We start from the raw sequence: 25298 nt of genomic DNA, 5'->3' as shown, positions 1-25298 counted from the left end.
GCGGCAGCAGGGAGCCGCTAGGTCGCGCTTTTTTCAGGGTTTTTTGCTCGCTGCGGCGCAACAGCGCGGGTTGCGCCTTCACGTGGCGTCCACGGCCGTGTTTGTGCGTTGCAGCAGGCCGATGCGCAAAAAGTGTCACTGTGGGGTGCGGGTCACACTTTTCTTGCGTGTCGCCGGAGAGCGCTCAACCGCGCGGTGCGACCTTCGCGCCGGCCAGGTGCGGGCGGCCATCGACGATGTCGGTCCACACCACGAAGGCCACGCCGTTGCGGACGGCGATCTTCGGGAACCCGGTGCCGCGGCCGCGTCCGGCGAGCGCGGCCAGCTCGATCTTCTCGGGTTGGCCGCCGCTGTTCGGATAGCGCGCGAGTTGGACCGTCTGGCCCTTCCCGTCCTCGCGGAGCCAGACCAGCCAGGTCGCGTCGCCGTCCTTCGCCACATCGACGCGGCCCTGGAGGGCGGCGCCCTGGTCGACGTCGATGGGCGGATCGAAGGTGTTGCCGCTGTCCTTGCTGAGCGCCAGGCGCAAGGCCGGCTTGTCGTTGGGCGCGGTGTACCAGGCGACCGCAACCGCGGGACCCCACGCACCCACCGACGGACCGTTGAGCGGGCAACCCGTCATCTTCCAGCCGTCCGCGTGCACGGGCGCGGGCGCATCCCACTTGCCCGCGCGCAGGTGCGTGGCGGAGATGTCGCGGATTTCTTCCTTGGTGCGATCGCGATAGACGAGCAGCGGACCGGTGTCGGTGAGCGCGGCGTCGGTGCCGCAGCAATCGCAGGTCGACGCATCGATCTCCGCGTCGCCGCTGCGCTGGAGCGCGCCGTCGAAGCGCGCGCCACGCACGGTCATTTCGCCGGCCGCGCCTTCGTCGTGCTTGTGGTCCTTCGCGTTCGCATCGTGCGTGTGCGTCGCGCCCGCGGTCTTGCGGCCGTCGAGCCACGCCATGCCGATCGCATCCTGGCCGGCGGGCCACATCGAAACGAAGCCGTGTTCGGTCCCCGTCGCATCGTCGTTGACGGCGACCGGCGGCGCCCAATGCACGCCGTTGTCGGGCGAGCGCGTGAGCATGATGTCGGAGGCGTGCGGCGACTTCGCGTCCGCCGGCGTCTGCAGCCAGTGGGCCCACAGCGCGCGGTCTTCGGTCATCACGATGTGCGGCGTGTTGGCCCAGTTCGCGGTGAGCGTGCGACCGACGACGATGGTCTTCGGCGCCGTTTCCCATGTCTCGTCGCCGAGATACGCGGCGTATTGCAGTGCGTTGCGATCGCCCTGCTTGCGCACCCAGCTCAGGAGCAGGCGGCCATCGGGACCGACCGACAGATCCGGCTGCGCGGCGCCGTCGGGCGTGGGCAGCGCCCATTGGTTGACGATCAGCGCGGCGTCGGCGTTCGCGGCGGTTTTGCCGGACTGCGCTTGTGCGGCGTCGGGTGCGGGCGAACGCGAACAGGCCGCGAGCACGGCGATCAGGGCGAGGGGGAGCAGGCCAAGGGCAAGAGGGCGCGTCGTCGTATTCATGGCGCGGAGATTACTCCCGCCGCGCGCACGAGCGCGTGTGCCTGCAGGCGCCGATCGTCAGGCGACGCGCGTGTCGCGGGAGCGCGCCAGGTGCACGAGCAGCAGCGAGATCGCGGCCGGCGTCATGCCCGGGATGCGCTGGGCCTGGCCGATGGTTTCCGGGCGCACGCGCGCGAGCTTCTGCTGCACTTCCGCCGACAGCCCGCGCACGGCGGCGTAGTCGAAGGCCCCCGGGATCGACGTGGTTTCGTGGCGCTGCTGGCGCGCGATCTCGTCGCGCTGGCGATCGAGGTAGCCGGCGTACTTCACGCCGATCTCGACCTGCTCGGCGACCTTCGCATCGTCCACGCCCGGGGCGAGCGACGGCAATTGCATGAGCTTGGCGTAGTCGAGTTCGGGGCGCTTCATCAGGTCGAGTGCGTTGGCTTCGCGCGTGAGCGCGACGCCCAGCGTGCTTTCGAGTTCGCGGCCGAGCGCGTTGTTCGGCGTCGCCCATGCGGCGCGCAGGCGTGTTTCTTCCTTCGCGATCGCTTCGCGCTTGGCGTCGAAGCGCGCCCAGCGCGCATCGTCGACCAGGCCGAGTTCGCGGCCGACGGGCGTGAGACGCAGGTCCGCGTTGTCTTCGCGCAACTGCAGGCGGTATTCGGCGCGCGAGGTAAACATGCGATACGGCTCGTTGGTGCCGTGCGTGATCAGGTCGTCGACGAGCACGCCGAGATAGGCCTCGTCGCGGCGCGGCGACCAGGCATCGCGTTGCTGCACGAAGCGCGCGGCGTTGAGGCCTGCGAGCAAGCCTTGCGCGGCCGCCTCTTCGTAACCGGTGGTGCCGTTGATCTGGCCGGCGAAGAACAGGCCGGCGACGGCCTTGGTTTCGAGCGAGGCCTTCAACCCGCGCGGATCGAAGAAGTCGTATTCGATGGCATAACCGGCGCGCGTGATGTGCGCATGCTCGAAGCCGCGGATCGAACGCACGAGTTCCAGCTGCACGTCGAAGGGCAGCGAAGTCGAGATGCCGTTGGGGTAGATCTCGGTGACGTCGAGCCCTTCGGGTTCCACGAAGATCTGGTGCGAGGCCTTCTCGGCGAAGCGCACCACCTTGTCTTCGATGGACGGGCAGTAGCGCGGGCCGATGCCTTCGATCTGGCCGGTGTACAGCGGCGAGCGATCCAGCGCGCCGCGGATGATGTCGTGCGTGCGCTCACTGGTGTGCGTGATCCAGCACGAGACCTGGCGCGGATGGTCGTCGCGCGAACCGACGAAGGACATCACCGGGCGCGGATCGTCGCCGGGCTGTTCTTCCATCACGGTGTAGTCGAGCGTGCGGCCGTCGATGCGCGGCGGCGTGCCGGTCTTCAGGCGATCGACAACGAAGGGGCGTTCGCGCAGGCGCGCGGCGAGCGTGGTCGCGGGCGGATCACCGGCGCGGCCGGCAGCGTACTGCGTCTGGCCGACGTGGATCTTGCCGGCGAGGAAGGTGCCGGCGGTCAGCACGACCGAGGGCGCTTCGAAGCGCAGGCCCGTTTGCGTAATCGCGCCGCGCACGGCGTCGCCTTCGATGATCAGGTCGTCGACGGCGGCCTGGAAGACGACCAGGTTGGGCTGCGCTTCGACGATGCTGCGGATCGCGGCGCGATACAGCGCGCGATCGGCCTGGCAGCGCGTCGCGCGCACGGCCGGGCCCTTGGACGCATTCAGCGTGCGCCACTGGATGCCGGCGGCATCGGCGGCGCGTGCCATCGCACCGCCGAGCGCATCGATTTCCTTGACCAGGTGTCCCTTGCCGATCCCGCCGATCGCGGGATTGCAGCTCATCGCGCCGACGGTCTCGACGTTGTGCGTGAGCAACAACGTGCGCGCACCGCTGCGCGCGGCGGACAGCGCGGCTTCGGTGCCGGCGTGGCCGCCGCCGATGACGATGACGTCGTGGCGGAAGAAATCGGACATGGTGAATATCGGTGTCGCGTCGAGGCTGCGCATTTTACTTGCGCGTCGTTCGGGGACCTGAATGACGCGCGTGCATGCTTGGCACGCTTCCTGCGATATCTACCTTGCACCCGGGGTGGCAGGCGCACCAAGCGCCGCCGGATTGGAACAGGGGCTGGCGAGTACACGCCGGGGGAGCGCAGGGGCCGAATGTCGGGGGACGTTCGGCCCCTTTTTTATGTCTGCGATTCGGGAATCGTTGCCCGCGCTTCGGGCCGCGGAGCGCCGCGCGTCACGCGATGGCGCTCTGGAAGGGTGGCCGACGCCCCGCGAGGTGCGGAACAGGGGGGATCCGTGGGTTCCCCGAGGGGCGTCGACATGGTCGGGCCTGCCGCGAGTTGTGTCGCAAAGCGACGCAACTCGTCACTCGCGGCCTACTGTGCGCCCGCGGTTGGCGGAGCGCAACACCTCAAGGTGTGTCGCCGGACCCACTTTTCGTGCGCCCGCGATCGACCGCGCGCTCATGCCGCTCCGACGGTGTGACCGAAGGTCGCGACGTCGACGGCGTCACCGGACGCGGTGGCGGCGGCGGCCGCACGACCTGCGATGGCGGGCGAACGACCTGCGACGGCGGGCGCACCTGCACGGGTCGCGAGACGGGCGCGCGCGGCATGCCACCGTTCACGACTTCGGGGCGGTTCACGCGCGGCATCACCGGCGGGTTGCCGCCGCGCGGGCCGAAGCGTTCGACCTGCCTGTGGTCGCGCAGGTCTTCCGGATTGGTGACGCCGCCCCCGCCACCGTTGCTCGGCGGCGGCGGCGGGCGATGCGGATGGTGCGGGCGATACGGACCGCGATAGCCGCCGCCGTAATAACCACCGTAGTAGCCGCCGTAATAGCCCGGGTAACCGCCGCCCCAGTAACTGACGCCACCACCCCAGCCCGAATAAGGGCCGTAGTACGCGCCCGGGTAGCCGCCGTACCAGAAGCCGGCCGACGGGACGTAGTTGTAGTCGGTGTAGGGCTCGCCGGAGTAGTAATCGCCGCCGCCGCCCTGGTGATAGGTGTAGCCCGTCGCGCAACCGCCGAGCAGTGCGGCGGCGGCGAGCAGGATCAAGCGCTGCATGGCCATGGTCATCCCCTGTGGATGCCACGAGATTCCGCCCGCGGCGTTGAATTGCTGCTTAATTCTTCCGGCCCACGTTGTACTCCCTGAAGCGTCAGCGCAACGTTTAGCATGCCGCCATGAATCCACCCGCCCAAGTCCTGCCGGCATTCGGCGACGTCCTCGCCGCCGCCGCGCGCATCGCGCCCCACGCCCACGCCACCCCGGTCCTCCGCTCCCGCGCGATCGACGCGCTCGTCGGCACGTCCATCGCCTTCAAGGCCGAGCACCTGCAGCGCGCGGGCGCGTTCAAGTTCCGCGGCGCTTGCAACGCGGTGTGGTCGATGACCGACGACCAGGCCGCGCGCGGCGTGGTCACGCATTCCTCCGGCAACCACGGCGCGGCGCTCGCGCTGGCGGCGCGCACGCGCGGCATCGCGTGCCATGTCGTCGTGCCCGAAGGCGCGGTGAAGTCCAAGCTCGCGGCGATCGAAGCCTACGGCGCCACCCTGCACCACTGCGCAGCGACGATCGCCGCGCGCGAGGCCGCGTGCGCGCAACTGCAGCAAGACACCGGCGCGATGCTCGTGCATCCCTACACCGATGCGCGCGTGATCGCCGGCCAGGGCACCGCGGCGCTCGAATTGATGAACCAGTGCGACGGCGCGCTCGACGCGGTGATCGTGCCGGTCGGCGGTGGCGGCCTGGCGTCGGGGACGGCGCTCGCCGTCGCGGCGATGTTGCCGAACGCGCGCGTCTTCCTCGCCGAACCCGCGGGCGCCGCGGAAACCGCCGCATCGCTCGCACAGGGCCGGCGCGTCACGGACTTCGTGCCCGACACCATCTGCGACGGTCTGCGCGGCACGCTCGGCGAACCGAATTTCGAACTGCTCCGCGCGCACGCAGTCGAAACGCTGGTCGTCGACGATGCCGACACGGTCGAAGCGATGCGCCTGCTCTGGTCGCGCATGAAGCAGGTCGTCGAGCCTTCGTCGGCCACCGTGCTCGCCGCGCTGCTGCGTCATCGCGAACGTTTCGCCGGCCTGCGCGTGGGCGCGATCCTCTCGGGCGGCAACGTCGACCTCGACGACATCGCCTCGCTGTTCGCCAAGGCGCGCGCGTGAGCGCGCAGGAGCCGGCGACACCGCAGGCGCGCGCGCTCGCCACGCTGCGCGCCTATTACGAAGCGCTCAACCGCCACGATCCCTCGGGCGTCGTCGCGCTGCTCACCGACGACGTCGTGCACGACCTCAACCAGGGTCCGCGCGAAGTGGGCAAGGCGGCGTTCCGCGAATTCCTGCAGCGCATGGAGTTCTGTTATCGCGAACGGCTGCACGACTTCGTGCTGCTCGCATCGCAGGACGGATTGCGTGCCGCGGCCGAATACGTGGTCGACGGCGAATACGTCGCCGACGACATCGGCATGCCGCCTGCGCAGAACCAGAAATACCGCATGCCCGGTGCCGCGTTCTTCGCCCTCCGGGAGGGTCGCATTTGCAGGGTGAGCGACCACTACAATCTGCAGGAATGGTTCTCCCAAGTCGCACAGGCCTGATGGACATGCTGCGGAAGCCCACCTTCTGGGTGGCGATCATTGCCGTGTGCGTTTCCTTGCTGTTCCTCGGCCATCGCGGCACGTGGGATCCGGACGAAGGCCGCTACACCAACGTCGGGCTCAACATGCTCGACAGCGGCGACTGGCTCAATCCGCGCCGCAACGAAGAGGTCGGCCACTGGACCAAGCCGCCGATGACGTACTGGGCGATCGCGTCGAGCGTCGCCGTCTTCGGGGTGAACACCTGGGCCGCGCGCCTGCCCGCCGCACTGTCGTATTTGTTGTGCGTGTGGCTGGTGTGGCGCATGGCGCGGCGCTTGTCGCCGGGCAGCGAGGCGGCGGCATCGCTCGCCTACGCGACGATGCTGCTGACGATCGGCGCATCGCAATACATCACGACCGATTTCATCCTCACCGCGTTCTCGACCTTCGCGATGCACGGCTTCGTCGAAGCGCGCTTCGGCGATTCGCGGCGACGGTGGTGGATCGCGACGCTCTGGATCGGGTTCGCGCTGGCGTTCCTGACCAAGGGGCCGCCGACCTTGTTGCCGCTGCTCGCGGTGATCACGTTCGACGCGTTGATTCCCGGCAAGCAACGTCCGCGCGTGTTCGGTTGGTCGGCGTTGTTGTTTCCGGTGCTCGCGCTGCCGTGGTATTTCGCGGTCGTGCGCCTCCATCCGGGGCTGCTCGAACACTTCCTCGGCGCCGAGGTGATCAAGCGCGTGGCGAGCGACGACTTCTCGCGCCATGGCGAGTGGTACGGCTTCCTCGTCGTGTACGTGCCGACGCTGCTGCTCGGCACGCTGCCATGGACGCCGACGTTGCTGCGTTGGTGCAAAAGCCTGCCGGCCGATGTACGCCGCTGGTGGGGCAACGGTGCGCAGCGTGCGGCCGATGCTCCGTGGGTGCTGTTGATGCTGTGGATCGTGTTGCCGCTGCTGGTGTTCTGCCTCGCGCGTTCGCGCATGCCGCTGTATCTGCTGCCGCTGTTCACGCCACTGGCCCTGCTCGTGGGCATGCAGCGCCAGCGCGAAGGACGCGCGTTGCCGCGCTGGCCGTGGATCGCGGCGTGGGTCGCGCTGGTGCTCGCGCTGCAGATCGGCGCCGGGTTCTGGCGCACGCACAAGGATGCGTCGGAGTGGGCGGACGAGATCCGACGTCGCGCGGGCGGTCAGCCGGTGACCGAAGTGATCTTCGTCGAGGACATGACGCGCTACGGGCTGCACCTGGAGCTCGGGCTGTCGACGCACATCGAGAAGATCGCGCTGTATCCGCTGCCGCAATCGAAGTTCGACCGCGTCTACGACGAGCTGCTCCAGGAGGAGCTCGACGAACACGAGGGCGACGCGCTCTGGATCTCCAAGGCCAGCGCCTGGCCGCGGGTCATCGCCCAGATCCACGCGGCCGGTTATGAGGCCACGCCGCTGGGTGCGCCCTGGCAGGGGCGGATGTTCTTCCGCGTGGTTCGCCGCTGACGCCGGGTGGGCGACAATACGGGTCTTCCCGTCGCCTGCTGCCGCCCGCCATGTCCGACTTCGAAAAGACCGGCTCCATCTCCCTCACCCGCTATCTCATCGAAGAGCAGCGGGCCGACCGGATCAGCGCGGACCTGCGCCTGCTGATCGAAGTCGTCGCGCGCGCGTGCAAGTCGATCTCGGTGTCGGTCGGCAAGGGCGCGCTCGGTGGCGTCCTCGGCGATGCGGGCAGCGGCAACATCCAGGGCGAGGCGCAGAAGAAGCTCGACGTCATCGCCAACGACGTATTGCTCGAAGCCAACGCGTGGGGCGGGCATCTGGCCGCGTGCGCGTCGGAAGAAATGGACCACTGCCAGCCGATTCCCGACGTGTATCCGCGCGGCAACTATCTGTTGTTGTTCGATCCCCTCGACGGCAGCAGCAACATCGACGTCAATGTTTCGGTCGGCACCATCTTCTCCGTGCTGCGCTGCCCCGAGGGGGTGACGCATCCGGAAGACGCGCACTTCCTGCAGGCGGGCACGACGCAGGTCGCCGCCGGTTATTGCATCTACGGTCCGAGCACGATGCTCGTGTTGTCGATCGGCCACGGCACGCATGCGTTCACGCTCGATCGCGAGATGGGTTCGTTCGTGCTCACGCAGCGCAGCATGACGGTGCCCGCGGCGACGAAGGAATTCGCGATCAACATGTCGAACCAGCGCCACTGGGAAGCGCCGATGCAGGACTACGTGCGCGACCTGCTCGCGGGCGAAACCGGGCCGCGCGGCAAGAACTTCAACATGCGCTGGATCGCGAGCATGGTGGCCGACGTGCATCGCATCCTCACCCGCGGCGGCATCTTCATCTATCCGTGGGACAAGAAGGACCCGACGAAGGTCGGCAAGCTGCGCCTGATGTACGAAGCCAACCCGATGAGCTATCTCATCGAACAGGCCGGCGGCGCCGCGACCAACGGGCGCACGCGCATCCTCGATTTGGCACCGACGGAATTGCACCAGCGCGTGCCGGTGTTCCTCGGTTCGCGCGAGGAAGTCGCGAAGGCGACCGAATACCACCTGGCCCACGACGCGAAGGCGAAGACCGCGGCGTAAGCCGTCAGCGTTCGAGCCACTGCACGCGCAGGCGGCGCACGTCGTCGATGAAGCGCATGAAGTCCACGGGCTTCTGCAGGTAACTGTCGGCGCCACAGGCATAGGTGGCGTCGATGTCGTTCGGTTCACCGCTGCTGCTCAGCGCGACGACGGGCAGGTGGCGCAGCATCGGGTCTGCACGGATCGCCTGCACGACTTCGCGGCCATCGAGTTTCGGCAGGTTGAGGTCGAGCAGGATCAGTGAAGGCAATGCGTGGCGATTCGCGGCGAGCCAGTCGAGCGCGAGCGCGCCGTCGTGCGCGACGACGAGTGGATGCGCGATGCCGGCTTCGGCGAACGCCAGGCGCGTGAGTTCGACATCGTCGAGGTTGTCCTCGATGAGCAGCACGGGCGCGAGGATCATTCGGGTTCCGCCGCGTTCGGCATGAACAAGCTTGCCGTCGCGCCTTCGCCAATTCGACCTTCGACCTGCACGGTGCCGCCATGGCGTTGCGCGATGCGACGCGCGATGGCCACGCCGAGGCCGCAACCTTCGGGATGCGCTTGCGCCGACAGGCGTTGGAACGGTTCGCCGAGTCGCGTCGCGAGTGCCGGATCGAAGCCTTCGCCGTGATCGCGAATGCGCAACGTCGTGCCGCGTGCGCTCTGTTCGGCATCGACCACGATGTGCACCGGACGATCGGCGGCGGCGTACGTCCATGCGTTGTGCAGCAGTTCGGCGATGGCCGTCTTGAGCAGGCGTTCGTCGCCGCGTGCGCGCAGGTTCGGCGCGATGTCGATGTGCGCTTCGCGATCGGGGGCTGCGTCGCGCAGTTCGGCGACGCACCAATCGGCGAGCAATGTCAGGTCGAGATCGTCGACGTGCAGCGGCGCGCTTCCGGCGTGCAGGTAGACCTGCAGCCGCGCGAGCAATCGGCCCATGCGTGCGCTGGCTTCGCGGATGCGGTGCAGATGGTCGCGGCCGGTGTCGTCGAGGGCCTGCGCGCTGCGTTGTTCGAGCAGGTAGGCGAAGCTGTCGATCGCGCGCAGCGGGGCACGCAAGTCGTGCGACAGGCCGAGTGCGAGCACGGTCTGGTCGTTGCGCAGCGCGGAGCATTCCGCCTGGAGGGCGTCGATGTCGGGCACGGTCGGGGGGAACCAGCGGCGACGATGGCCTGAGTGTACGCAACCGGCCGCAGGTTGCGCGACCTTCACGCGGGGAAATGTTTCAGAACAGTTCCGCTTGCGGGGACGGTTTGCGCGGCGCGATGAAACGGCTCGCATCGAGCGGAGGCAGGTGCCCGAAGCCCAGGCGGGCGTGCGCCTTCTTGAACCGCTGTTGCAGCAGTTGCGCGAACGGCCCTTCCCCGCGCATGCGCGTGCCGAATCGGCTGTCGTAATCCTTGCCGCCGCGCATCTGCTGGATCAGGCTCATGACGTGCTTTGCGCGGTCCGGGTAGTGCAGTTCCAACCACTCGCGCCACACGTCCTTCAGTTCGTGCGGCAGGCGCAACAAGGTGTAGCCGGCTGAACGCGCGCCGTGGTCCTTCGCGGCTTCGAGGATGTGTTCGAGTTCGTGGTCGGTGATCATCGGGATCACCGGCGCGACCATGACGCCGACCGGCACGCCGGCATCGGCCAGCGTGCGCATCGCGCGCAGCTTGCCGTGCGGCGCGGTCGCGCGCGGTTCCATGCGCGAGGCCAGGCGGTTGTCGAGCGTGGTGATCGAAAAATGCACGCTGACGAGCCGGTCCTGCGCCATGCGCGCGAGCAGGTCGACGTCGCGCTCGATCAACCCGCCCTTGGTGACGAAGCTCACCGGGTGTTTGGTTTCCGCAAGCACCTCGAGGATCTCGCGCGTGATGCGATAGCGGCGTTCGATCGGCTGGTAGGCGTCGGTGTTGATGCCCAGCGCCATCGTTTCGGGCACGTAACCGGGTTTGGCGAGTTCTTCGCGCAGGCGTTCGACGGCGTTGGTTTTCGCGAACAGGCGCGTTTCGAAATCCAGTCCGGGCGAGAGATCCAGATACGCGTGGGAGGGGCGCGCGAAACAATAGACGCACCCGTGTTCGCAACCGCGATACGGATTGAGCGAAAGATTGAAGCCGACATCGGGCGACTGGTTGCGCGTCAGGACGCTGCGCGCGCGTTCTTCGGTGACGTGCGTGTCGGGATGCGGCGGCGGTGCATCGTCGCCGTCGAGGCTGGTGTCGTAGACCGAGCCCCAGCCATCGTCCTCGCCCTGGCGCACGGTCTTTTCGAACCGCCCCGTCACCCGCGAGGCGGCGCCGCGTCCCTTGATCGGTTGTGTTGCCTTGCGCGCGTCTTCCACGCCGACAGGTTACGCTCCGCCGTCGCAGGGCGTGATACGTAACCTGAATCCAGACGTCGGGAGACTCGATGGTCGAGGCCTTGCAATCCGCGTGGCATGCCGTGTCGGACATCCACAACGTCCGGATCTGGCTGTCGGCGCTCTACCTGGTCTACCTGGTCGGCCTTGGTTGCTGGATCGTGCTGCAGAAGCGCGAGCCGGTCGCGACGGTCAGCTGGTTGCTCTGCCTCGCGTTGCTGCCCTACCTCGGCTTCATCGTCTATCACTACCTCGGGCCGCAGCGCATCACGCGCCACCGGCTCCGGCGCGCGCGCAGCAAGGCGCCGTTGCTGGCGCCGTCGGCGGCGGATGACGTCATCGCGCGCGAGCTGTCGCGCTTGGGCACCGCGACCACGGGGCTGCCGCCGGGCACCGCGCGCGAAGTGCGGATGCTCGTCGACGGCCATGCGAAGTACACCGCGTTGCTGGCCGACATCGCGCAGGCCCGCGATTCGATCGACGTCGAGTACTACATCTTCCTCGCCGATACCACAGGGACGGCGGTGCGCGACGCGCTCATCGAACGGGCGCGCGCCGGTGTAAGTGTGCGGCTGCTGGTCGATGCGGTCGGTTCGTCGAAGACGCCGCGCAAGTTCTTCGCACCGTTGGTCGAAGCGGGTGGCCTGGTCGCGTGGTTCCATCCGATGCGCCTCGGGCGCTTCTGGCGGCGCCCGTGGCTCAACCTGCGCACGCACCGCAAGATCGCGGTGATCGACGGGCACATCGCGTACACCGGCGGCATCAATGTCACCGATGAGGAAGACGAGTCGCTGCGGCCCGATGCGTATCGCGATCTGCACCTGCGGCTGGAAGGTCGCATCGCGCGCGCATTGCAGGTGTTGTTCGTCGAGGATTGGGCGTACGCGACGGAGCATCCGCCGGTCTTGCCGCCCGCGCCCGAAGAAACGGAGCCGGGTTCGTATGCCGTGCAAGCCATCGCCTCGGGCCCGGATTCGGATTGGGAGGCGATCCACCGCATGTTCGTCTCGGCGATTCATTCCGCGCAACGCCGCGTGTGGTTGACGACGCCCTACTTCGTGCCCGGCGAAGCGGCGTTGATGGCGCTGACATCGGCCGCGCTCGGCGGGCTCGATGTGCGGCTGCTCGTGCCCAAGGTCAGCGATTCGCGCATCGTCACGCTGGCGGCGCGGTCGTACTTCGACCAGCTGCTCGCAGCCGGCGTTCGCATCTACGAATACGGGCCGCGGATGCTGCATAGCAAGGCGCTTCTCGTCGACGATCACCTGGTCAGCATCGGCAGCGCGAACTTCGATTACCGCAGTTTCCGACTGAATTTCGAAGTGGCGATCCTGTGCCATGACGCACGCCTGGCCGGCGAGCTCGAGCGTGTGATCGAGGGCGACCTGGCCCACTCGCCGCGCGTCCGCGAGGACCGGGCGCGACCGCTCTGGACGGTCCGCCTGCCCGAGGCCGTCGCGCGATTGCTCTCGCCCCTGCTTTGATCGGCGCGAGGGCGCGCGGAGATTTGCCCGAACGTGCGCTGCGTCCCGCCGGGCGGGATTGTCGCCGGCCGGGTTCGTCGTACACTTCGGCGCAGCCGGATCCAGGAATGCGGGAGTCGACGATGCATTGGCTGTTGCTCGGGTTGGCGGTCGCCGCCTTCGCAGTTGCGTTGAACACCACGGTGTCGTGGTTGATGGCCTTGTGCCTGTTGCTTGCGTTGCTGTTCTGCCTGGGGTGGATTCTCGGGCTTTATTCGGCGCGCGCCGGCGCACGTTCGCGCGACGAGACGGCGATGATCGATCCGGTCGAGTTGCGCCGCCTGCGCGAGCAGGCCGAGGCGCGCAAGCTCGCTGCGCAACAGCAGCAATCCGGCGAACCGCCGGTCACGTGAGCGCAGGGCACGCGCGTTAAGCTCCGCGCATGGCCACCGCCCTCAGCGTCAACGTCAACAAGATCGCCGTGCTGCGCAATTCGCGCGGCGGCACGGAGCCCGATGTCGTGCTGGCTGCAAGCACGTGCCTGGATGCGGGCGCGCAAGGCATCACCGTGCATCCGCGGCCCGATGCGCGGCACATCCGCGCCGAAGATGTGTATGCGCTGTCGGTGCTGACGCGCTCGCGCGGTGTCGAATTCAATCTCGAAGGCAATCCGTTTGCACCGCCACGCGCGGGGTATCCGGGGTTCGCGGCACTGTGCGCGGAGACGCGACCGGCGCAGGCGACGCTGGTGCCGGATTCGGATGCGCAGATCACGTCGGACCATGGGTTCGATTTCGCCGGCGACCTGGGCGAGCTGCGCGAACGCATCGCGGAGCTGCGTGCACTCGGATGTCGCGTGAGTTTGTTCGTCGACGCGGGATGTCCGGATGTCGAGCGCGCGGCGGAGGTCGGCGCGCAACGCATCGAGTTGTACACCGGGCCGTATGCGGAGGCGTTCGCGCAAGGCGATGCGGGTGCGACGATTGCGTTGTGCGCGCAGACTGCACGTCGTGCGCAAGCGGTGGGCCTGGGTGTCAATGCGGGCCATGACTTGAATGACGCGAACCTGCCGCAGTTCCTGCGCGGCGTGCCGGAGGTGCTCGAGGTGTCGATCGGGCACGCGCTGATCGGCGATGCGTTGTATCGCGGGCTCGATGCGACGGTGAAGCGTTACCTCGATGCGATCGGGCGCGGGGGTTGATCGCGTTTCGCGCTTCGCGTTTCGCGTTTCGCAACAGCGCTGCAATCACGAATCACGCACAAAAAAAGACGCCACCCGGAGGTGGCGTCGACAGAGAGGCGTCGTGCTTGATTCTGTGTGTTACGTCAGCCCTGCGGCGGCACGAAACCGATCTTGATCATGCCGGCGTTCTTTGCGCTGGCGAGGACCTTGGCCAGCACGCCGTAATCGGCGTCCGGGCTCGTGTCGATTTCAAGCTGGGGCTGGTTCTTCGGATCGCGCTGGACTTCGACTTCCATCAGGCTGCGCAGCGCCGTCACCGGCTGCGGCGATTCGTTCCAGAACACCTGGCCCGAAGCGTCGATGCGGAGCTTGATCGGCTCCGGCGGGTCGACGCTCGGGGGCGGCGGATTGAGCGACTTCTGCGGCAGGTCGATGTCGATCGGATAGGAGAGGGTCGGCGCCGTCACCATGAAGATGATGAGGAGCACCAGCATCACGTCGACGAGCGGCGTGACGTTGATGTCGGCCATGGGGCCGCTACCGCCACCGGAACTGAAAGCCATGGTTCTGTTCTCCTAAAGGCTCAGGGCCGTTCTTTCTCGGCCACGAAGCCGACCTTGCGCATGCCCTGGTTCTGGGCGACCTGCACCACCTGCTGGACGACGCGGTACTTGGTCGTCTTGTCGCCGCGCACGTTGATGGCCGGCTGCGGCGTCTTCTGGGCTTCGACCGAGAGACGGCTCTCGATCTGGTCCTTGGTGATGGGCTGGTCGTTCCAGTACAGGTTGCCTGCGTCGCTCACCGTGATGGTGATGGGCTGCACCACCATCGGCTTCTCGTCGATCTTGTCGAGGTTCGCCTTCGGCAGCTCCACCTTCACCTTGTGGGACATGAGCGGCGCCGTGATCATGAAGATGATCAGCAGGACGAGCATGACGTCGACGAGCGGCGTCACGTTGATCTCGGCCATCGGGCCGCCGCTTTCGTTTCCGCTACTGAAGGCCATGGGGGAACTCCGTCAAGTTTCGACTGATCAGCGCTTGGCCGGCATTTCGCCGACGCGCGCACCCGTGGCGAAGAAGTCGTGCAGGTCGTGCGCGAAGGTGTCGAACTTGCTGTTCGTGACGCGGTTGAGGCGCACGAAGAAGTTGTACGCCAGCACCGCCGGGATGGCGACGAACAGACCGACGGCGGTCATGATCAGCGCTTCACCCACCGGACCCGCGACCGCGTCGATCGACGCCTGGCCGGTGGCACCGATCTTGATCAGCGCGCCGTAGATGCCCCACACGGTACCGAGCAGGCCGACGAACGGCGCGGTCGAACCGACGGTGGCGAGCACGGTCAGGCCGTTCTCGAGGCGCGAGGATTCGCGGGTCACGCCCTGGCGCAGGGCACGGTCCACGAACTCCGAGCGGTTCAGCGATTCAACCAGGCGCGAGCCTTCGTGACGCTGGTGGTGCGCGGCGGCCTGGGCAGCGTCGAGCGCGATCTTGGAGAACGGCTCGGACTTGTTCTGCTCTTCCATGAAGCGGATCGCGTCCTGCGCGTTCGGGGTTTCCCAGAACGTGGAGACGACGCGGTCGGCGCTGCCGCGGATGCGGACGTTCTTGATCAGGTTGATCACGATCCAGTACCACGACATCGCGGACATGATGATCAGGGTGGCTGCGACAACGAGCTGGACGACGTACTCGCCCGGGTTGCTCAGCATTTCGCGCGCCAGGTGGTCGACGCCCATCTGCTTGAGCGCGTCGGCGTTGCTCCCGGTCGCGGCAACGGCGTTAGTGGTTTCCTGCAGCATGACGCTTACCTTCTGTCTGGAAAGAATGGAGTACTAAAGGGAAGAAAAAGTTATTGCTTGAGTTCCAGCGGCAAGATGCCCGAGCCCGGCTGACCGGCGCACATCTTGATGCGGCGCGCCCAGCTCTGCGCTGCGCGATCCACGTTGCGATCGCGGCTGGATTGCGCGACCGAGACATCTGTCACCGAGCCGTCCGCGGTGAACGTCAGCGCCAGTTTCATCGTGCCCGAGATGCGGGCGCGACCAACGGCACTCTGGAGCGGACCCTGCGGCGGCATGGCACAGATGCTGGCACGCAAATCGTTCATGTCGCGCGCAGGACCCTGCGGAGCGGCGGGCGGTGCGGGCGGCGCCGGCGGCGGAGCCTGGACGTCGACCGGCGAGGGCTCGTCGAACACGACCGGCGGTTCTTCCGGCGGCGGCGGGAGCGGGCTCGGCTTCGGCACCGTCTGGGGCTTGAGCACGATCTGCTTCGGCGGTTCCGGCGGCGGGGGCGGCGGCGGCGGCGGGGGCGGCGGCGGCTTGATGAAGTTGACCAGGGTCACTTCCTCTTCTTCCACCTGGGCGCCCGGAGGCGCCACCGGCATGAGCAGCAGCATCAGCGCTGCGACATGCAGGGCGATCACGAAAGAGATGCCGACGATGCGAGGCCAGTTCAGCGACTGGCGTTCGTGGCTGTCGGGATGCGGCAGTGTTTCCGTCATGCGCGAGGCTCTGGGGTCAGGGCCCGACGCCTTTTTCGCGCCGGATTGCAATGCTGGCCACTAATGAAGCTGAAGCGGCCGCGGGAATTTCCAAGCATATATCAATTCCGCAGCGGTACACCAATGCCGCGGGCTCGGTATGTGATGACGTCAGTCGGCGAGGATTTCCTTCGCTTCCTCGGGCTTCTTCAAGCCCTTGTCCAACGCCTTCTGGGCAGCCGCCTTGGCATCGGCGGTCTTGCCCTGCGCGCGCAGGATCTTGGCCTGGTTGAGGTACGCCTCGCCGTCCTTCGCCATCGGGGCGGCCTTACCGTAGAAATTCAGTGCGTCGGCATCGCTGCCGTTGTAGTACGCGTTCTGGCCCAGCAGCGAATACGCCGTGGCGAGGTCCGGGCCTTCCTTGAGGATACCCTTCGCCGCGCCGTCCTCGATCACCTTCTGTGCATCTTTGAAACGCTCGGCGTTGAGGTAGTTCGCGTACAGCACCTGCAGTTCCTTCGCTTCGGTGAGCATGCCCTTGTTGTAACCGTCCTCGAGCAGCTTGGTCGCCTTCGCGTCGTCGCCGGAGGCCTGGTAGGCCGATACCGCGTTCAGCAGCGCCTTCTTGTCGTTCGGGTTCTTCGCCAGCTGCGCTTCGAAGGTCTTCGCCGCTTCACCGCCACGGCCGGTGTTGGCGAGCAACTGCGCGCGCAACTGCTGGTATTCGGGCTTGTCGGACTTGGTCTCGGCGAGGAACTTGTCGAGCAGCGCGAGCGCTTCTTCGTTCTTGCCCGTCGAGTAGTACGTCACGACGAGGTTGTACATCGCCGTGTAGTGGTTGTTGTTGTCGAGGCCGTTGGCGTCGACGGCCTTCTTGAAATAGTCGGCCGACTTCGCGTCGTCCTGCAGCTCCGAAGCCGATGCGCCGGCGAGCTGGTAGGCGAACGACTTCTCGTAGGAATTCAGCCCGCTCGTGGCGGCGAACGCTTCGGCCTTCGCCATCGCGCCGGCGTAGTCCTGCTTCTCGTAGAGGCCCTGGATTTCCTGCAGCGTCTTGAGGTTCTTGCCCTTGGCTTCCTCTGCCGGCTCCTGGCGCGTTGCGTTGGGCCACAGCGCGGCGTCGGCGGCCTTGCCCTTGTCCGAGTCCTTTTGCTTGCCCAGTTCCTTCTGACGCTTTTCGCGCGCTTCGCGCATCGACGTGGAACCGGCTTGCTGCTGCGCGAAGGCCGGTGCGACAGCCGCGACGGCGACGATGGTGCACAGCGCGAGGGCGAGCGGGCGGAGCTTGGGGGACGCGTTCATGGGGGGAAGCCTCGAATGAGATCGGGAGGTCGTTGGGCGGGGTGCCCGGGGGGCGCTCACGCTAGCAGAAAGGTCGTTAGGTGTAGCAAGGGGCCAATGTCGGATTGTCGGCCGGTTCACCCGCAGGCCGGTCGCCGGCCGGCGGCGCGCGCCTGCTCGTAAACCGGGATGAGTGAAACGGCGCGCTGCTGGAGTTCGCGGATGCGACTTTCGGGATTGGGGTGCGTGGAGAGCCATTGCGGCGGACGGCCGCTGCTGCTGGTGGCTTGAATCATATTGGTCCACAACTGCACGGCGCCGCGCGGATCGAAGCCTGCCTGCGCCATCAATTGCTGGCCGACGACGTCGGCTTCGGTTTCCTGTTCGCGCGAACCCGGCAGCAGAAAACCGGTCTGCGCGAGCACGCCACCGCCCTGCACTGCCGCGGTTTGCGCGCCTGCGCCGTAGCGCGAACCGAGCAGCGCACCGATGAGTTCGACTGCGCCTTGCGCGCCCATCTGGCGCGTGATGCGCTCTTCGTGGTGGCGCGAAATCACGTGGCCGATTTCGTGCGCGATGACGCCCGCGAGTTCGTCCTGCGTGTTGGCGACTTTGAAAATGCCGCTGTACACACCGACCTTCCCGCCAGGCAGTGCGAAAGCATTGGGTTCGGGATCGACGAACACCGCGCTTTCCCAACCGCTCTGCCAATTCGGCGGCAACTGGCGCGTGATCGCGCCGACGATGCACTGCACTTCGCGCGTCTGCCGTGCGTCGGTACTCAGCCGTTTCTGTTGTTTCACTTCGGCGAACGCTTGCGCGCCGAGTTGGTTGAGTTCCTGTTGCGAGACGCCTCCCACCACCTGCGTGCGGCCGGTCGGCGAGGTCGTCGTTGCGCAACTGGCGGCGATGGCCGCGATGGCGATTGCCAGGGCGGCAGGGCGGAGGCGTCGAAGCATGAGTGGCGTTTTTCCGAATTCAGGTTCCCGAACCGTATAGGACAGGCGTCCTGAATTCGGTGTCAAACCGTCGACTGCGTCACACCCGGCGTTCGCCCGGCGGTCATCTTCGGCGGGCGTTGGGCCCGCCGAAGGGTCGATTTGCGCGAAATCGCGCGCGTCAGACGTCGAGGTTGGCGACCTTGAGCGCGTTTTCTTCGATGAACTCGCGGCGCGGTTCGACGACATCGCCCATGAGCGTCGAGAAAATCTGGTCGGCGGCGACCGCATCCTCGATGCGCACCTGGAGCAGGCGGCGCGTTTCCGGATTGACCGTGGTTTCCCACAGCTGCTCGGGGTTCATTTCGCCCAGGCCCTTGAAGCGCTGGATCTGGCGACCCTTCTTCGCTTCTTCCATCAGCCAGGCGTGCGCTTCGGCGAAGCGCGCGATCGGCTGCGCGCGATTGCCGCGGACGATCTGCGCGCCTTCGCGCACCAGGCCGTGCAGCAGTTGCGCGACTTCGCGCACCGCGCGCAGCTCGCCGCTTTCGAACGCGGCGATCGGCAGGATCTGCACGATCTCCTCGCCCATGTGCATGCGATGCACGGCGATCGCGGCGGGGCGCGATTCGGTGGCCGTGTGCAATTCGAGGCGATAGCGCGGCCGGCCGAGGCCGCCCTGGTTGAGGCGTTTTTCGAGCGCGCCGAATTGCTGCGCGGTCGCCTCGTTGGCGTGCGCGGCATCGAGCGGAACGAAGTCGACCAACGCTTCGAGCAACGCCGGATCGTAGCGATGCGCGTTGCGTGCGATCGCATCGCGCGCCGAGGCGTAAGCGAGCAAGAGTTTCTCGAGATGCACGCTCTCGATCGCAGGCTCGCCGTTGGCGGGCACCAGCGATGCGCCTTCGACGGCGTTGTTCGCCAGGTACACGTCGAGCGCGGCGTCGTCCTTCAGGTACAACTCGTTCTTGCCCTGCTTGATCTTGTACAGCGGCGGCAGGCCGATGTAGATGTGCCCGCGCTCGATCAACTCCGGCATCTGCCGATAGAAGAACGTGAGCAGCAGCGTGCGGATGTGCGAGCCGTCGACGTCGGCGTCGGTCATCAGGATGATGCGGTGGTAGCGCAGCTTGTCCGGGTTGTATTCGTCCTTGCCGATGCCGGTGCCGAGCGCGGTGATCAGCGTGCCAACTTCGGCGCTGCCGAGCATGCGGTCGAAGCGCGCGCGTTCCACGTTGAGGATCTTGCCCTTGAGCGGGAGGATCGCCTGCGTCTTGCGGTTGCGGCCCTGCTTCGCCGAGCCACCCGCCGAGTCACCCTCGACGATGAACAGTTCGGACTTCGCCGGATCCTTTTCCTGGCAGTCGGCCAGCTTGCCCGGCAGGCCGGCGATGTCGAGCGCACCCTTGCGTCGCGTGAGGTCGCGGGCCTTGCGGGCGGCTTCGCGAGCGCGGGCGGCGTCGACGATCTTGGACGCGATCGCGCGGGCCTCGTTGGGGTGTTCCTGCAGGAACTCCTCCAAACGTGTACCGAACGTGTTCTCAACGACCGGGCGAACTTCGGAAGAGACCAGCTTTTCCTTCGTCTGCGACGAGAAGCTGGGATCCGGCACCTTCACCGACAGCACGGCGATCATGCCTTCGCGCATGTCGTCACCCGACAGCGTGATCTTGGCCTGCTTGGCGATGCCGTTCTGTTCGATGTAGTTCGACAGCGTGCGCGTCAGCGCGGCACGGAAGCCGATCAGGTGCGTGCCGCCATCCTTCTGCGGAATGTTGTTGGTGAAGCAGAACATCGTTTCCTGGTAGGAGTCGGTCCATTGCAGGGCGACATCCACCGTGATGCCGTTCATTTCGCCCGACACGGAGATGACGTTCGGGTGCAGCGGCGTCTTGAGCTGCGCCAGGTGCTCGACGAAGGAGCGGATGCCGCCCTCGTACTCGAACACGTCGCGCTTGCCTTCGCTGCCGTCCTCGCGCACGCGCAGGTCGGTCAGCGTGATGCGCACGCCGGAGTTGAGGAACGACAGTTCGCGCAGGCGCTTGGCCAGGATGTCGTAGTGGAATTCGACGTCGGTGAAGATCTCGCGCGCCGGCTTGAAGCGCAGCAACGTGCCGCGCTTCTGCGAGGCCTCGAGTTGCTTCAGCGGATACAGCGATTCGCCGAGCGAGTACTCCTGCTGGTAGTGGTGACCGTCGCGCCAGATGTCGAGCCAAAGATGCTCGGACAGCGCGTTGACCACCGACACGCCCACGCCGTGCAAGCCGCCCGACACCTTGTAGCTGTTGTCGTCGAACTTGCCGCCCGCGTGTAGCACGGTGAGGATCACTTCCGCGGCGGAAATGCCCTCTTCCTTGTGGATGTCGACGGGGATGCCGCGGCCGTTGTCCGACACCGACACCGAGTTGTCTTCGTGCAGCGTGACGTTGACTTCCGTTGCGTGGCCGGCAAGTGCTTCGTCGATCGAGTTGTCGACGACCTCGAACACCATGTGGTGCAGGCCGGTGCCGTCATGCACGTCGCCGATGTACATGCCGGGACGTTTGCGGACGGCTTCGAGGCCGCGCAGGACGGTGATCTTGCTGGAGTCGTAGGTGCTGTTCTGGACGGTGGGCTGATCGCCCGCGGCGGTTTCTTGCTGCGACATTCGGCTCGAGGCTCCCGCGACGCGTTGCGCGTCGAGACACATTAGCTATGGATGCACGCAGTGTATCAAACGCACGCAGCGGCCGGCCGTCGAATGGACGTCAGCGTGCCTGCCCTTCAGGGCGGAGCCGGCCTTCTTCGACGTGGATGTGCACGAGGCTGCCTGTGTGCGCCAGCAGGGCCTCAGGGGCGTCCGTGCCGGTCACGAAGACCTGCGCCCCGGTGGCGACCAGATCGTCGACCACGCGGGCCCGGTGGGCGCGATCGAGCTCGGAGGCGAGGTCGTCGAGCGCGATGACGGGCCACTCGCCGGCGAGGCCTGCGTGGAGCCGTGCTTGCGAGAGCAGCAGCGCGAGCGCGGTGAGCTTCGCCTGGCCGCGGGAGAGGGCATCGCGACCAGGGATGCCGGTGAATCCGATGCGCCAGTCGGCGCGATGGGGGCCGACGCTGGTGAAACCCGTGGCGAGGTCGCGCTGGCGGGCGAGCAGCAGGGCGTCGGAGAGATTCAGCTCGTCGCGCCGCCAGCCGGGCTGGAGCGTGAGCTGCTCGATGCCCAGCGCGGGAGCGAGCGTCCCGGCTTCGGCTGTGAGGCGCGGCTGCCACTGGGCGAGGTAGGTTTCGCGACTGCGGGTGATGGCTTCGCCGCTTTCGGCCAGCTCGTGTTCCCAGCCATCAAGCTCTGCAGTACGGCCACCGGCCTTGAGGAGGGCATTCCGCTGCTTCAGGGCCCGGGCATAGCGCCGCCAGACGCGCAGGAAGTCGGGTTCCACGTGGAACAGGCCCCAATCGAGCAAGCGGCGGCGGTTTTCGGCCCCGCCGGTCACCAGGTCGTGGCTGCCGGGTTCGAAGGTGACGACGGCCAGCGCAGCGCAGAGTTCGCCCAGCTGGGTGACGTCGGCGCCATCCAGCCGGCCCTGCCACACCGCGCCCGTGTGCCGGAGGCCGGCCTTGCGGATGCGGCCGCCGGCTTCCTCCCATTCGACGAAGATCTCGAGGGCCGGAACATCCTGGCGAATCAGCCCATCGCGTACGCGACCCCGGAAGCTGCGTCCGTAGGCCATCAGGTGCATGGCTTCGAGAACCGAGGTCTTGCCGGCGCCGTTATCGCCCGTCAGCAGGTTCAGCGAAGGGCCGGGCGCCAGCGAGACGGCGTCGAACCGCCGCAAACCCGAAATATCGAGCCGGGTGATCCGCATCAGCCAACCTCAAAGCAGAACGCCCGGACCAGGCCGGGCGTTCCCATGCGTTCCACGTGGAACCGGCGATCGGTCACAGGCGGAGCGGCATCACCACGTGGCGGCACTTCTCGCTGCCGGCCTCGCGAACGAGCGCGGAGGAATTGGCATCGCGCAGTTGGAGGATGACGTGCTCGTCGCGCAGGGCGGAGAGGGCGTCCAGCAGGTAGTTCACGTTGAAGCCGATTGCCAGGCCGTCCACGCGGGTATCGGCTTCGATCTCTTCCTGCGCCTCTTCCTGCTCCGGGTTGTGCGCGTTGATGCGCAACTGGCCCGGCGACACCTCGACGCGAACGCCGCGGTACTTCTCGTTCGACAGGATCGCCGCGCGCTGCAGGGCGGCGCGCAGGACTTCGCGGTCGACCTTGACCTCGCGGTCGGCGCCGATCGGAATCACGGCCTCGTAATCCGGGAAACGCCCGTCGATGAGCTTGCTGGTGAAGGTCACATCGTCGCGCTTGACGCGGATGTGGTTGCGGCCGACTTCGAGCTCGAGCTCGCGATCGCCGCCTTCGAGCAAGCGTTGCAGCTCCTGCACGCCCTTGCGCGGCACGATGATCTGGCGCTTGGCCTGCGCGCTGCCGTCCAACGGCGCTTCGCACAGTGCCAGGCGATGGCCGTCGGTGGCCACGCACCGCAGCGTCTTGTCGCGCAGATCGAACAGCAAGCCGTTGAGGTAATACCGCACGTCCTGCTGCGCCATCGCGAACGCGGTGCGCTCGATCAGTTCCTTCAGGCCCGCTTCCGGCACGCGAACGCGCTCGGTGGCTTCGACCTCGTCGACCGACGGGAAGTCGTTGGCCGGCAGGCTCGCCAAGGTGAAGCGACTGCGGCCGGCCGAGACCGTGACCTTGTCGCCCGACTGCGAGACGGTGACCTTGCTGCCGTCGGGCAGGGCACGCACGATTTCGAACAGCTTGCGGGCCGGGATCGTGGTCTCGCCGTCCTGCGCGTCGTCGACGGAATGGCGGGCGACCATCTCCACTTCCAGGTCCGTGCCGGTCAGCGAGAGCTGCCCTGCGCGCACCTGCACCAGCAGGTTGGCGAGAACCGGGAGGGTCTGCCGGCGTTCTACGACATTGACGACTTGCGCCAACGGCTTCAGGAAGACTTCGCGTTGCAGGCTGAAACGCATGCGGTCAGGTTCCCCGGGTCCAAGCTCTGGAAGGATGGATAAATCAAAAGAGTGGTGGTGCTTGGTGTCGCGAAAATCTGGGTATTGCGGGCTTAACGTGTTGATTCTGAAACGTTTATCGACATGAGCAAAGCGTGTACAAACCGGGCTGCGGCCCCGGGGCAACTTGTGGATAAATATTCCACCCCCTGGTGGGGTGAGGTCTTATCCACAGCTTTCCCCGCATTCATTCACTGAGTTTGCGGATCAGCTTGTCCCAGTCTTCCCGCAGCTTGCCGTCGGTCTCCATCAGCCCCTTGATCTGGCGGCAGGCGTGCAGCACGGTCGTGTGGTCGCGACCGGCGAACGCGTCGCCGATCTCGGGCAGGCTGTGTTCGGTCAGCTCCTTGGCCAGCGCCATTGCCACCTGGCGCGGGCGGGCCAGCGAACGCGTCCGCCGTTTCGACAACAAATCCTTGATCTGCAGGCCGTAGTAGTCTGCCACGGTCTTCTGGATGTTGGGGATGCCGATCGCCTGCTGCTGCGCGCGCAACAGATCGCGCAGCGTCTCCTGCGCGAACTCCGACGTGATCGCCCGGCCGGTGAAGTTGGCGCGCGCCGAAAGCGTGTTGAGCGCACCCTCCAGGTCGCGCACGTTCGACCGCATCTTCTTGGCGATCAGGAACGCGACGTCCTCGGGCAGGTTGGCCCCGCGCTCGCGCGCCTTCGACAGCACGATCTGCGCGCGCGTTTCGAAATCCGGCGGCTCGATGGCCACCGACAGTCCCCACGCCAGGCGCGATTTCAGCCGCGGCTCGAGGCCTTCGACTTCGCGCGGATAGCGATCGCACGTCAGGATGATCTGCTGCTTGCCGTCGAACAGCGCGTTGAAGGTGTGGAAGAACTCCTCCTGCGTGCGGTCCTTGCCGGCGAAAAACTGGATGTCGTCGATCAGCAGCGCGTCGACTTGCTGGAACTGTCGCTTGAACGCATCCATCGCCTTGTCCTGCAGCGCTTTCATCATCGCGCTGAAGAACTGCTCGCTGCGCAGGTACATCACCCGCATCGCGGGATTGGCCGCGCGCATCGCATTGCCGGCGGCGAACATCAGGTGCGTCTTGCCCAGACCCGTGCTGCCATAAAGCAGCAACGGGTTGTGCCCGCGATCACCGGGCTTGAGTGCGGCTTGCCAAGCAGCGGCGCGACCCAGCTGGTTACTGCGGCCTTCGACGAAATTGTCGAACGTGTAATGCGTGTCGAGGTTGCCCTGGAACGGTTCGACCGGCGCGCTGCGCACGGGCGCGGTGCTTGCGGACGACGGCGGCGGATCCCGACGCATCGATCCGATTTCCAGGCTCACGTCTGCATTGCCGGCGTAATGCGCCACCAATTCGCGAATGCGTTCCAGATAGCGCGCGCGCACTTCTTCCATCACGAAGGCGTTGGGCGCGTAGAGCACCAGGCCATCGTCGTGGAGGCGGGCCTGCAAGGGCTTGAGCCAGGTATGGACGTCTTCGGCCGGATATTCGGCTTCGAGGCGCTCGAGACAGCGGGGCCAGGCTTCCATCGTGCTTTGCGGTGTCCGTCGACAACCAGCACGCGAGCGGGGGCGAGCCCGCAAGATGCTGTGGATAAGTGGGAGAAAGGCAGACTACCACCGGCACCCGGATGCGCCAACGGAAACCGGACCCCCTGTTCGCAATACCAGTTTGAGTTGACCGAGCAGGCATCTGCCCGCTAGACTTTCGGGTCTTGTCCGCAAAAACCGCACGCGAGCCGCACCATGGCCACCAAGCGCACCTACCAGCCCAGCAACCTGAAGCGCAAGCGCGACCACGGCTTCCGTGCCCGCATGAAGACCGCCGACGGCCGCAAGGTCCTCGCCCGTCGTCGCGCCAAGGGCCGTCGTCGCCTGACGGTCTGACCCGCGCGGCCTTCGTGGCCGTGCCGGACT

General features: G+C 66.8%; 24 protein-coding genes. 8 read left to right on the top strand and 16 right to left on the bottom strand.

The window, feature by feature from the left end; all coding sequences use genetic code 11:
- Nucleotides 1-184 precede the first annotated feature (184 nt).
- From GN331_RS03195 to GN331_RS03185, 3 genes are all read right to left on the bottom strand, one after another.
- The gene (locus tag GN331_RS03195; protein WP_156640244.1) at nucleotides 185-1516 is read right to left on the bottom strand and encodes a hypothetical protein; all 1332 of its coding nucleotides are present in this window, start codon (nucleotides 1514-1516) and stop codon (nucleotides 185-187) included.
- A gap of 57 nt (nucleotides 1517-1573) precedes the next feature.
- Nucleotides 1574-3460, bottom strand: a complete 1887-nt coding sequence (gene mnmG / locus GN331_RS03190; RefSeq protein ID WP_156640242.1) for a tRNA uridine-5-carboxymethylaminomethyl(34) synthesis enzyme MnmG — start codon at nucleotides 3458-3460, stop codon at nucleotides 1574-1576.
- Between the two features lie 448 nt (nucleotides 3461-3908).
- Nucleotides 3909-4571: a hypothetical protein gene (locus GN331_RS03185; RefSeq protein WP_197426985.1), complete on the bottom strand. Its 663-nt coding sequence runs from the start codon at nucleotides 4569-4571 to the stop codon at nucleotides 3909-3911.
- A 113-nt stretch (nucleotides 4572-4684) separates the two neighbouring features.
- Here GN331_RS03185 and GN331_RS03180 point away from each other — a divergent pair, with 113 nt between their 5' ends.
- From GN331_RS03180 to GN331_RS03165, 4 genes are read left to right on the top strand one after another with little or no spacing between them, the layout of a single operon-like run.
- A complete protein-coding gene (locus GN331_RS03180; RefSeq protein WP_156640240.1) occupies nucleotides 4685-5668 on the top strand; it encodes a pyridoxal-phosphate dependent enzyme in 984 nt (327 codons plus the stop codon).
- Nucleotides 5665-6099 carry a ketosteroid isomerase-related protein gene (locus tag GN331_RS03175; RefSeq protein WP_331713347.1) on the top strand — a complete coding sequence of 145 codons (435 nt, stop codon included), beginning with the start codon at nucleotides 5665-5667 and terminating at the stop codon, nucleotides 6097-6099. The genes GN331_RS03180 and GN331_RS03175 overlap by 4 nt, the downstream gene beginning before the upstream one ends.
- On the top strand, nucleotides 6099-7574 hold the full coding sequence (locus GN331_RS03170; protein WP_231734319.1) for a glycosyltransferase family 39 protein: 1476 nt from the start codon (nucleotides 6099-6101) through the stop codon (nucleotides 7572-7574). Before GN331_RS03175 ends, GN331_RS03170 begins: the two co-directional genes overlap by 1 nt.
- A 50-nt stretch (nucleotides 7575-7624) precedes the next feature.
- Nucleotides 7625-8668, top strand: a complete 1044-nt coding sequence (locus tag GN331_RS03165; RefSeq protein WP_156640238.1) for a class 1 fructose-bisphosphatase — start codon at nucleotides 7625-7627, stop codon at nucleotides 8666-8668.
- A 4-nt stretch (nucleotides 8669-8672) separates the two neighbouring features.
- Here the strand turns inward: GN331_RS03165 and GN331_RS03160 are convergent, their stop codons facing one another.
- The 3 genes from GN331_RS03160 to GN331_RS03150 all read right to left on the bottom strand — a co-directional run bounded on the left by GN331_RS03160 (nucleotide 8673) and on the right by GN331_RS03150 (nucleotide 10979).
- Entirely contained in the window at nucleotides 8673-9071 is a 399-nt protein-coding gene (locus GN331_RS03160; RefSeq protein WP_156640236.1) for a response regulator, read from the bottom strand.
- Nucleotides 9068-9793 carry an ATP-binding protein gene (locus tag GN331_RS03155; protein WP_197426984.1) on the bottom strand — a complete coding sequence of 242 codons (726 nt, stop codon included), beginning with the start codon at nucleotides 9791-9793 and terminating at the stop codon, nucleotides 9068-9070. The genes GN331_RS03160 and GN331_RS03155 overlap by 4 nt, the downstream gene beginning before the upstream one ends.
- An 82-nt stretch (nucleotides 9794-9875) precedes the next feature.
- On the bottom strand, nucleotides 9876-10979 hold the full coding sequence (locus tag GN331_RS03150) for a PA0069 family radical SAM protein (RefSeq protein ID WP_331713346.1): 1104 nt from the start codon (nucleotides 10977-10979) through the stop codon (nucleotides 9876-9878).
- Nucleotides 10980-11047: 68 nt separating this feature from the next.
- Here GN331_RS03150 and cls point away from each other — a divergent pair, with 68 nt between their 5' ends.
- From cls to GN331_RS03135, 3 genes are all read left to right on the top strand, one after another.
- Entirely contained in the window at nucleotides 11048-12481 is a 1434-nt protein-coding gene (gene cls / locus GN331_RS03145; protein ID WP_156640232.1) for a cardiolipin synthase, read from the top strand.
- Nucleotides 12482-12603: 122 nt separating this feature from the next.
- The gene (locus GN331_RS03140; protein ID WP_156640231.1) at nucleotides 12604-12873 is read left to right on the top strand and encodes a hypothetical protein; all 270 of its coding nucleotides are present in this window, start codon (nucleotides 12604-12606) and stop codon (nucleotides 12871-12873) included.
- A 29-nt stretch (nucleotides 12874-12902) separates the two neighbouring features.
- On the top strand, nucleotides 12903-13661 hold the full coding sequence (locus GN331_RS03135) for a pyridoxine 5'-phosphate synthase (protein ID WP_156640229.1): 759 nt from the start codon (nucleotides 12903-12905) through the stop codon (nucleotides 13659-13661).
- 125 nt (nucleotides 13662-13786) lie between these two features.
- Here the strand turns inward: GN331_RS03135 and GN331_RS03130 are convergent, their stop codons facing one another.
- The 10 genes from GN331_RS03130 to dnaA form a co-directional block, all read right to left on the bottom strand.
- Entirely contained in the window at nucleotides 13787-14206 is a 420-nt protein-coding gene (locus tag GN331_RS03130; protein ID WP_156640227.1) for an ExbD/TolR family protein, read from the bottom strand.
- A gap of 20 nt (nucleotides 14207-14226) precedes the next feature.
- Entirely contained in the window at nucleotides 14227-14649 is a 423-nt protein-coding gene (locus GN331_RS03125) for an ExbD/TolR family protein (RefSeq protein WP_156640225.1), read from the bottom strand.
- A 27-nt stretch (nucleotides 14650-14676) separates the two neighbouring features.
- A complete protein-coding gene (locus GN331_RS03120) occupies nucleotides 14677-15447 on the bottom strand; it encodes a MotA/TolQ/ExbB proton channel family protein (RefSeq protein WP_156640223.1) in 771 nt (256 codons plus the stop codon).
- Between the two features lie 50 nt (nucleotides 15448-15497).
- Entirely contained in the window at nucleotides 15498-16151 is a 654-nt protein-coding gene (locus GN331_RS16875) for an energy transducer TonB family protein (RefSeq protein ID WP_156640222.1), read from the bottom strand.
- Between the two features lie 150 nt (nucleotides 16152-16301).
- Nucleotides 16302-17432 (bottom strand): tetratricopeptide repeat protein, encoded by a 1131-nt coding sequence (locus GN331_RS03110; RefSeq protein WP_197426983.1) that lies wholly within the window; start codon nucleotides 17430-17432, stop codon nucleotides 16302-16304.
- A 116-nt stretch (nucleotides 17433-17548) separates the two neighbouring features.
- Nucleotides 17549-18370 carry a M48 family metallopeptidase gene (locus GN331_RS03105; protein WP_156640218.1) on the bottom strand — a complete coding sequence of 274 codons (822 nt, stop codon included), beginning with the start codon at nucleotides 18368-18370 and terminating at the stop codon, nucleotides 17549-17551.
- 160 nt (nucleotides 18371-18530) lie between these two features.
- Nucleotides 18531-20996 (bottom strand): DNA topoisomerase (ATP-hydrolyzing) subunit B, encoded by a 2466-nt coding sequence (gyrB, locus tag GN331_RS03100; protein WP_156640216.1) that lies wholly within the window; start codon nucleotides 20994-20996, stop codon nucleotides 18531-18533.
- 100 nt (nucleotides 20997-21096) lie between these two features.
- Nucleotides 21097-22191 (bottom strand): DNA replication/repair protein RecF, encoded by a 1095-nt coding sequence (recF, locus tag GN331_RS03095; protein WP_156640214.1) that lies wholly within the window; start codon nucleotides 22189-22191, stop codon nucleotides 21097-21099.
- Nucleotides 22192-22264: 73 nt separating this feature from the next.
- On the bottom strand, nucleotides 22265-23365 hold the full coding sequence (gene dnaN / locus GN331_RS03090; RefSeq protein WP_156640212.1) for a DNA polymerase III subunit beta: 1101 nt from the start codon (nucleotides 23363-23365) through the stop codon (nucleotides 22265-22267).
- Between the two features lie 226 nt (nucleotides 23366-23591).
- Nucleotides 23592-24911, bottom strand: coding sequence for a chromosomal replication initiator protein DnaA (gene dnaA / locus GN331_RS03085; protein WP_156640210.1), 1320 nt, complete (start codon nucleotides 24909-24911; stop codon nucleotides 23592-23594).
- Between the two features lie 216 nt (nucleotides 24912-25127).
- Here dnaA and rpmH point away from each other — a divergent pair, with 216 nt between their 5' ends.
- The gene (rpmH, locus tag GN331_RS03080) at nucleotides 25128-25268 is read left to right on the top strand and encodes a 50S ribosomal protein L34 (protein WP_156640208.1); all 141 of its coding nucleotides are present in this window, start codon (nucleotides 25128-25130) and stop codon (nucleotides 25266-25268) included.
- Nucleotides 25269-25298 lie beyond the last annotated feature (30 nt).

The organism is Noviluteimonas gilva (assembly GCF_009740395.1).
GTDB classification, from domain to species: Bacteria; Pseudomonadota; Gammaproteobacteria; order Xanthomonadales; family Xanthomonadaceae; genus Noviluteimonas; species Noviluteimonas gilva.
The sequence above is the reverse complement of the archived record's forward strand: the minus strand, read 5'-3'. Positions and strand labels throughout refer to the sequence as shown.

Bases quoted from the DNA above. Each gene is read 5' to 3' on its own strand.
- GN331_RS03195 (WP_156640244.1), bottom strand. From the start codon at position 1,516: ATGAATACGACGACGCGCCCTCTTGCCCTTGGCCTGCTCCCCCTCGCC.
- mnmG (WP_156640242.1), bottom strand. From the start codon at position 3,460: ATGTCCGATTTCTTCCGCCACGACGTCATCGTCATCGGCGGCGGCCAC.
- GN331_RS03185 (WP_197426985.1), bottom strand. From the start codon at position 4,571: ATGGCCATGCAGCGCTTGATCCTGCTCGCCGCCGCCGCACTGCTCGGC.
- GN331_RS03180 (WP_156640240.1), top strand. From the start codon at position 4,685: ATGAATCCACCCGCCCAAGTCCTGCCGGCATTCGGCGACGTCCTCGCC.
- GN331_RS03170 (WP_231734319.1), top strand. From the start codon at position 6,099: ATGGACATGCTGCGGAAGCCCACCTTCTGGGTGGCGATCATTGCCGTG.
- GN331_RS03165 (WP_156640238.1), top strand. From the start codon at position 7,625: ATGTCCGACTTCGAAAAGACCGGCTCCATCTCCCTCACCCGCTATCTC.
- GN331_RS03160 (WP_156640236.1), bottom strand. From the start codon at position 9,071: ATGATCCTCGCGCCCGTGCTGCTCATCGAGGACAACCTCGACGATGTC.
- cls (WP_156640232.1), top strand. From the start codon at position 11,048: ATGGTCGAGGCCTTGCAATCCGCGTGGCATGCCGTGTCGGACATCCAC.
- GN331_RS03140 (WP_156640231.1), top strand. From the start codon at position 12,604: ATGCATTGGCTGTTGCTCGGGTTGGCGGTCGCCGCCTTCGCAGTTGCG.
- GN331_RS03135 (WP_156640229.1), top strand. From the start codon at position 12,903: ATGGCCACCGCCCTCAGCGTCAACGTCAACAAGATCGCCGTGCTGCGC.
- GN331_RS03130 (WP_156640227.1), bottom strand. From the start codon at position 14,206: ATGGCTTTCAGTTCCGGTGGCGGTAGCGGCCCCATGGCCGACATCAAC.
- GN331_RS03125 (WP_156640225.1), bottom strand. From the start codon at position 14,649: ATGGCCTTCAGTAGCGGAAACGAAAGCGGCGGCCCGATGGCCGAGATC.
- GN331_RS03120 (WP_156640223.1), bottom strand. From the start codon at position 15,447: ATGCTGCAGGAAACCACTAACGCCGTTGCCGCGACCGGGAGCAACGCC.
- GN331_RS16875 (WP_156640222.1), bottom strand. From the start codon at position 16,151: ATGACGGAAACACTGCCGCATCCCGACAGCCACGAACGCCAGTCGCTG.
- GN331_RS03110 (WP_197426983.1), bottom strand. From the start codon at position 17,432: ATGAACGCGTCCCCCAAGCTCCGCCCGCTCGCCCTCGCGCTGTGCACC.
- GN331_RS03105 (WP_156640218.1), bottom strand. From the start codon at position 18,370: ATGCTTCGACGCCTCCGCCCTGCCGCCCTGGCAATCGCCATCGCGGCC.
- gyrB (WP_156640216.1), bottom strand. From the start codon at position 20,996: ATGTCGCAGCAAGAAACCGCCGCGGGCGATCAGCCCACCGTCCAGAAC.
- recF (WP_156640214.1), bottom strand. From the start codon at position 22,191: ATGCGGATCACCCGGCTCGATATTTCGGGTTTGCGGCGGTTCGACGCC.
- dnaN (WP_156640212.1), bottom strand. From the start codon at position 23,365: ATGCGTTTCAGCCTGCAACGCGAAGTCTTCCTGAAGCCGTTGGCGCAA.
- dnaA (WP_156640210.1), bottom strand. From the start codon at position 24,911: ATGGAAGCCTGGCCCCGCTGTCTCGAGCGCCTCGAAGCCGAATATCCG.
- rpmH (WP_156640208.1), top strand. From the start codon at position 25,128: ATGGCCACCAAGCGCACCTACCAGCCCAGCAACCTGAAGCGCAAGCGC.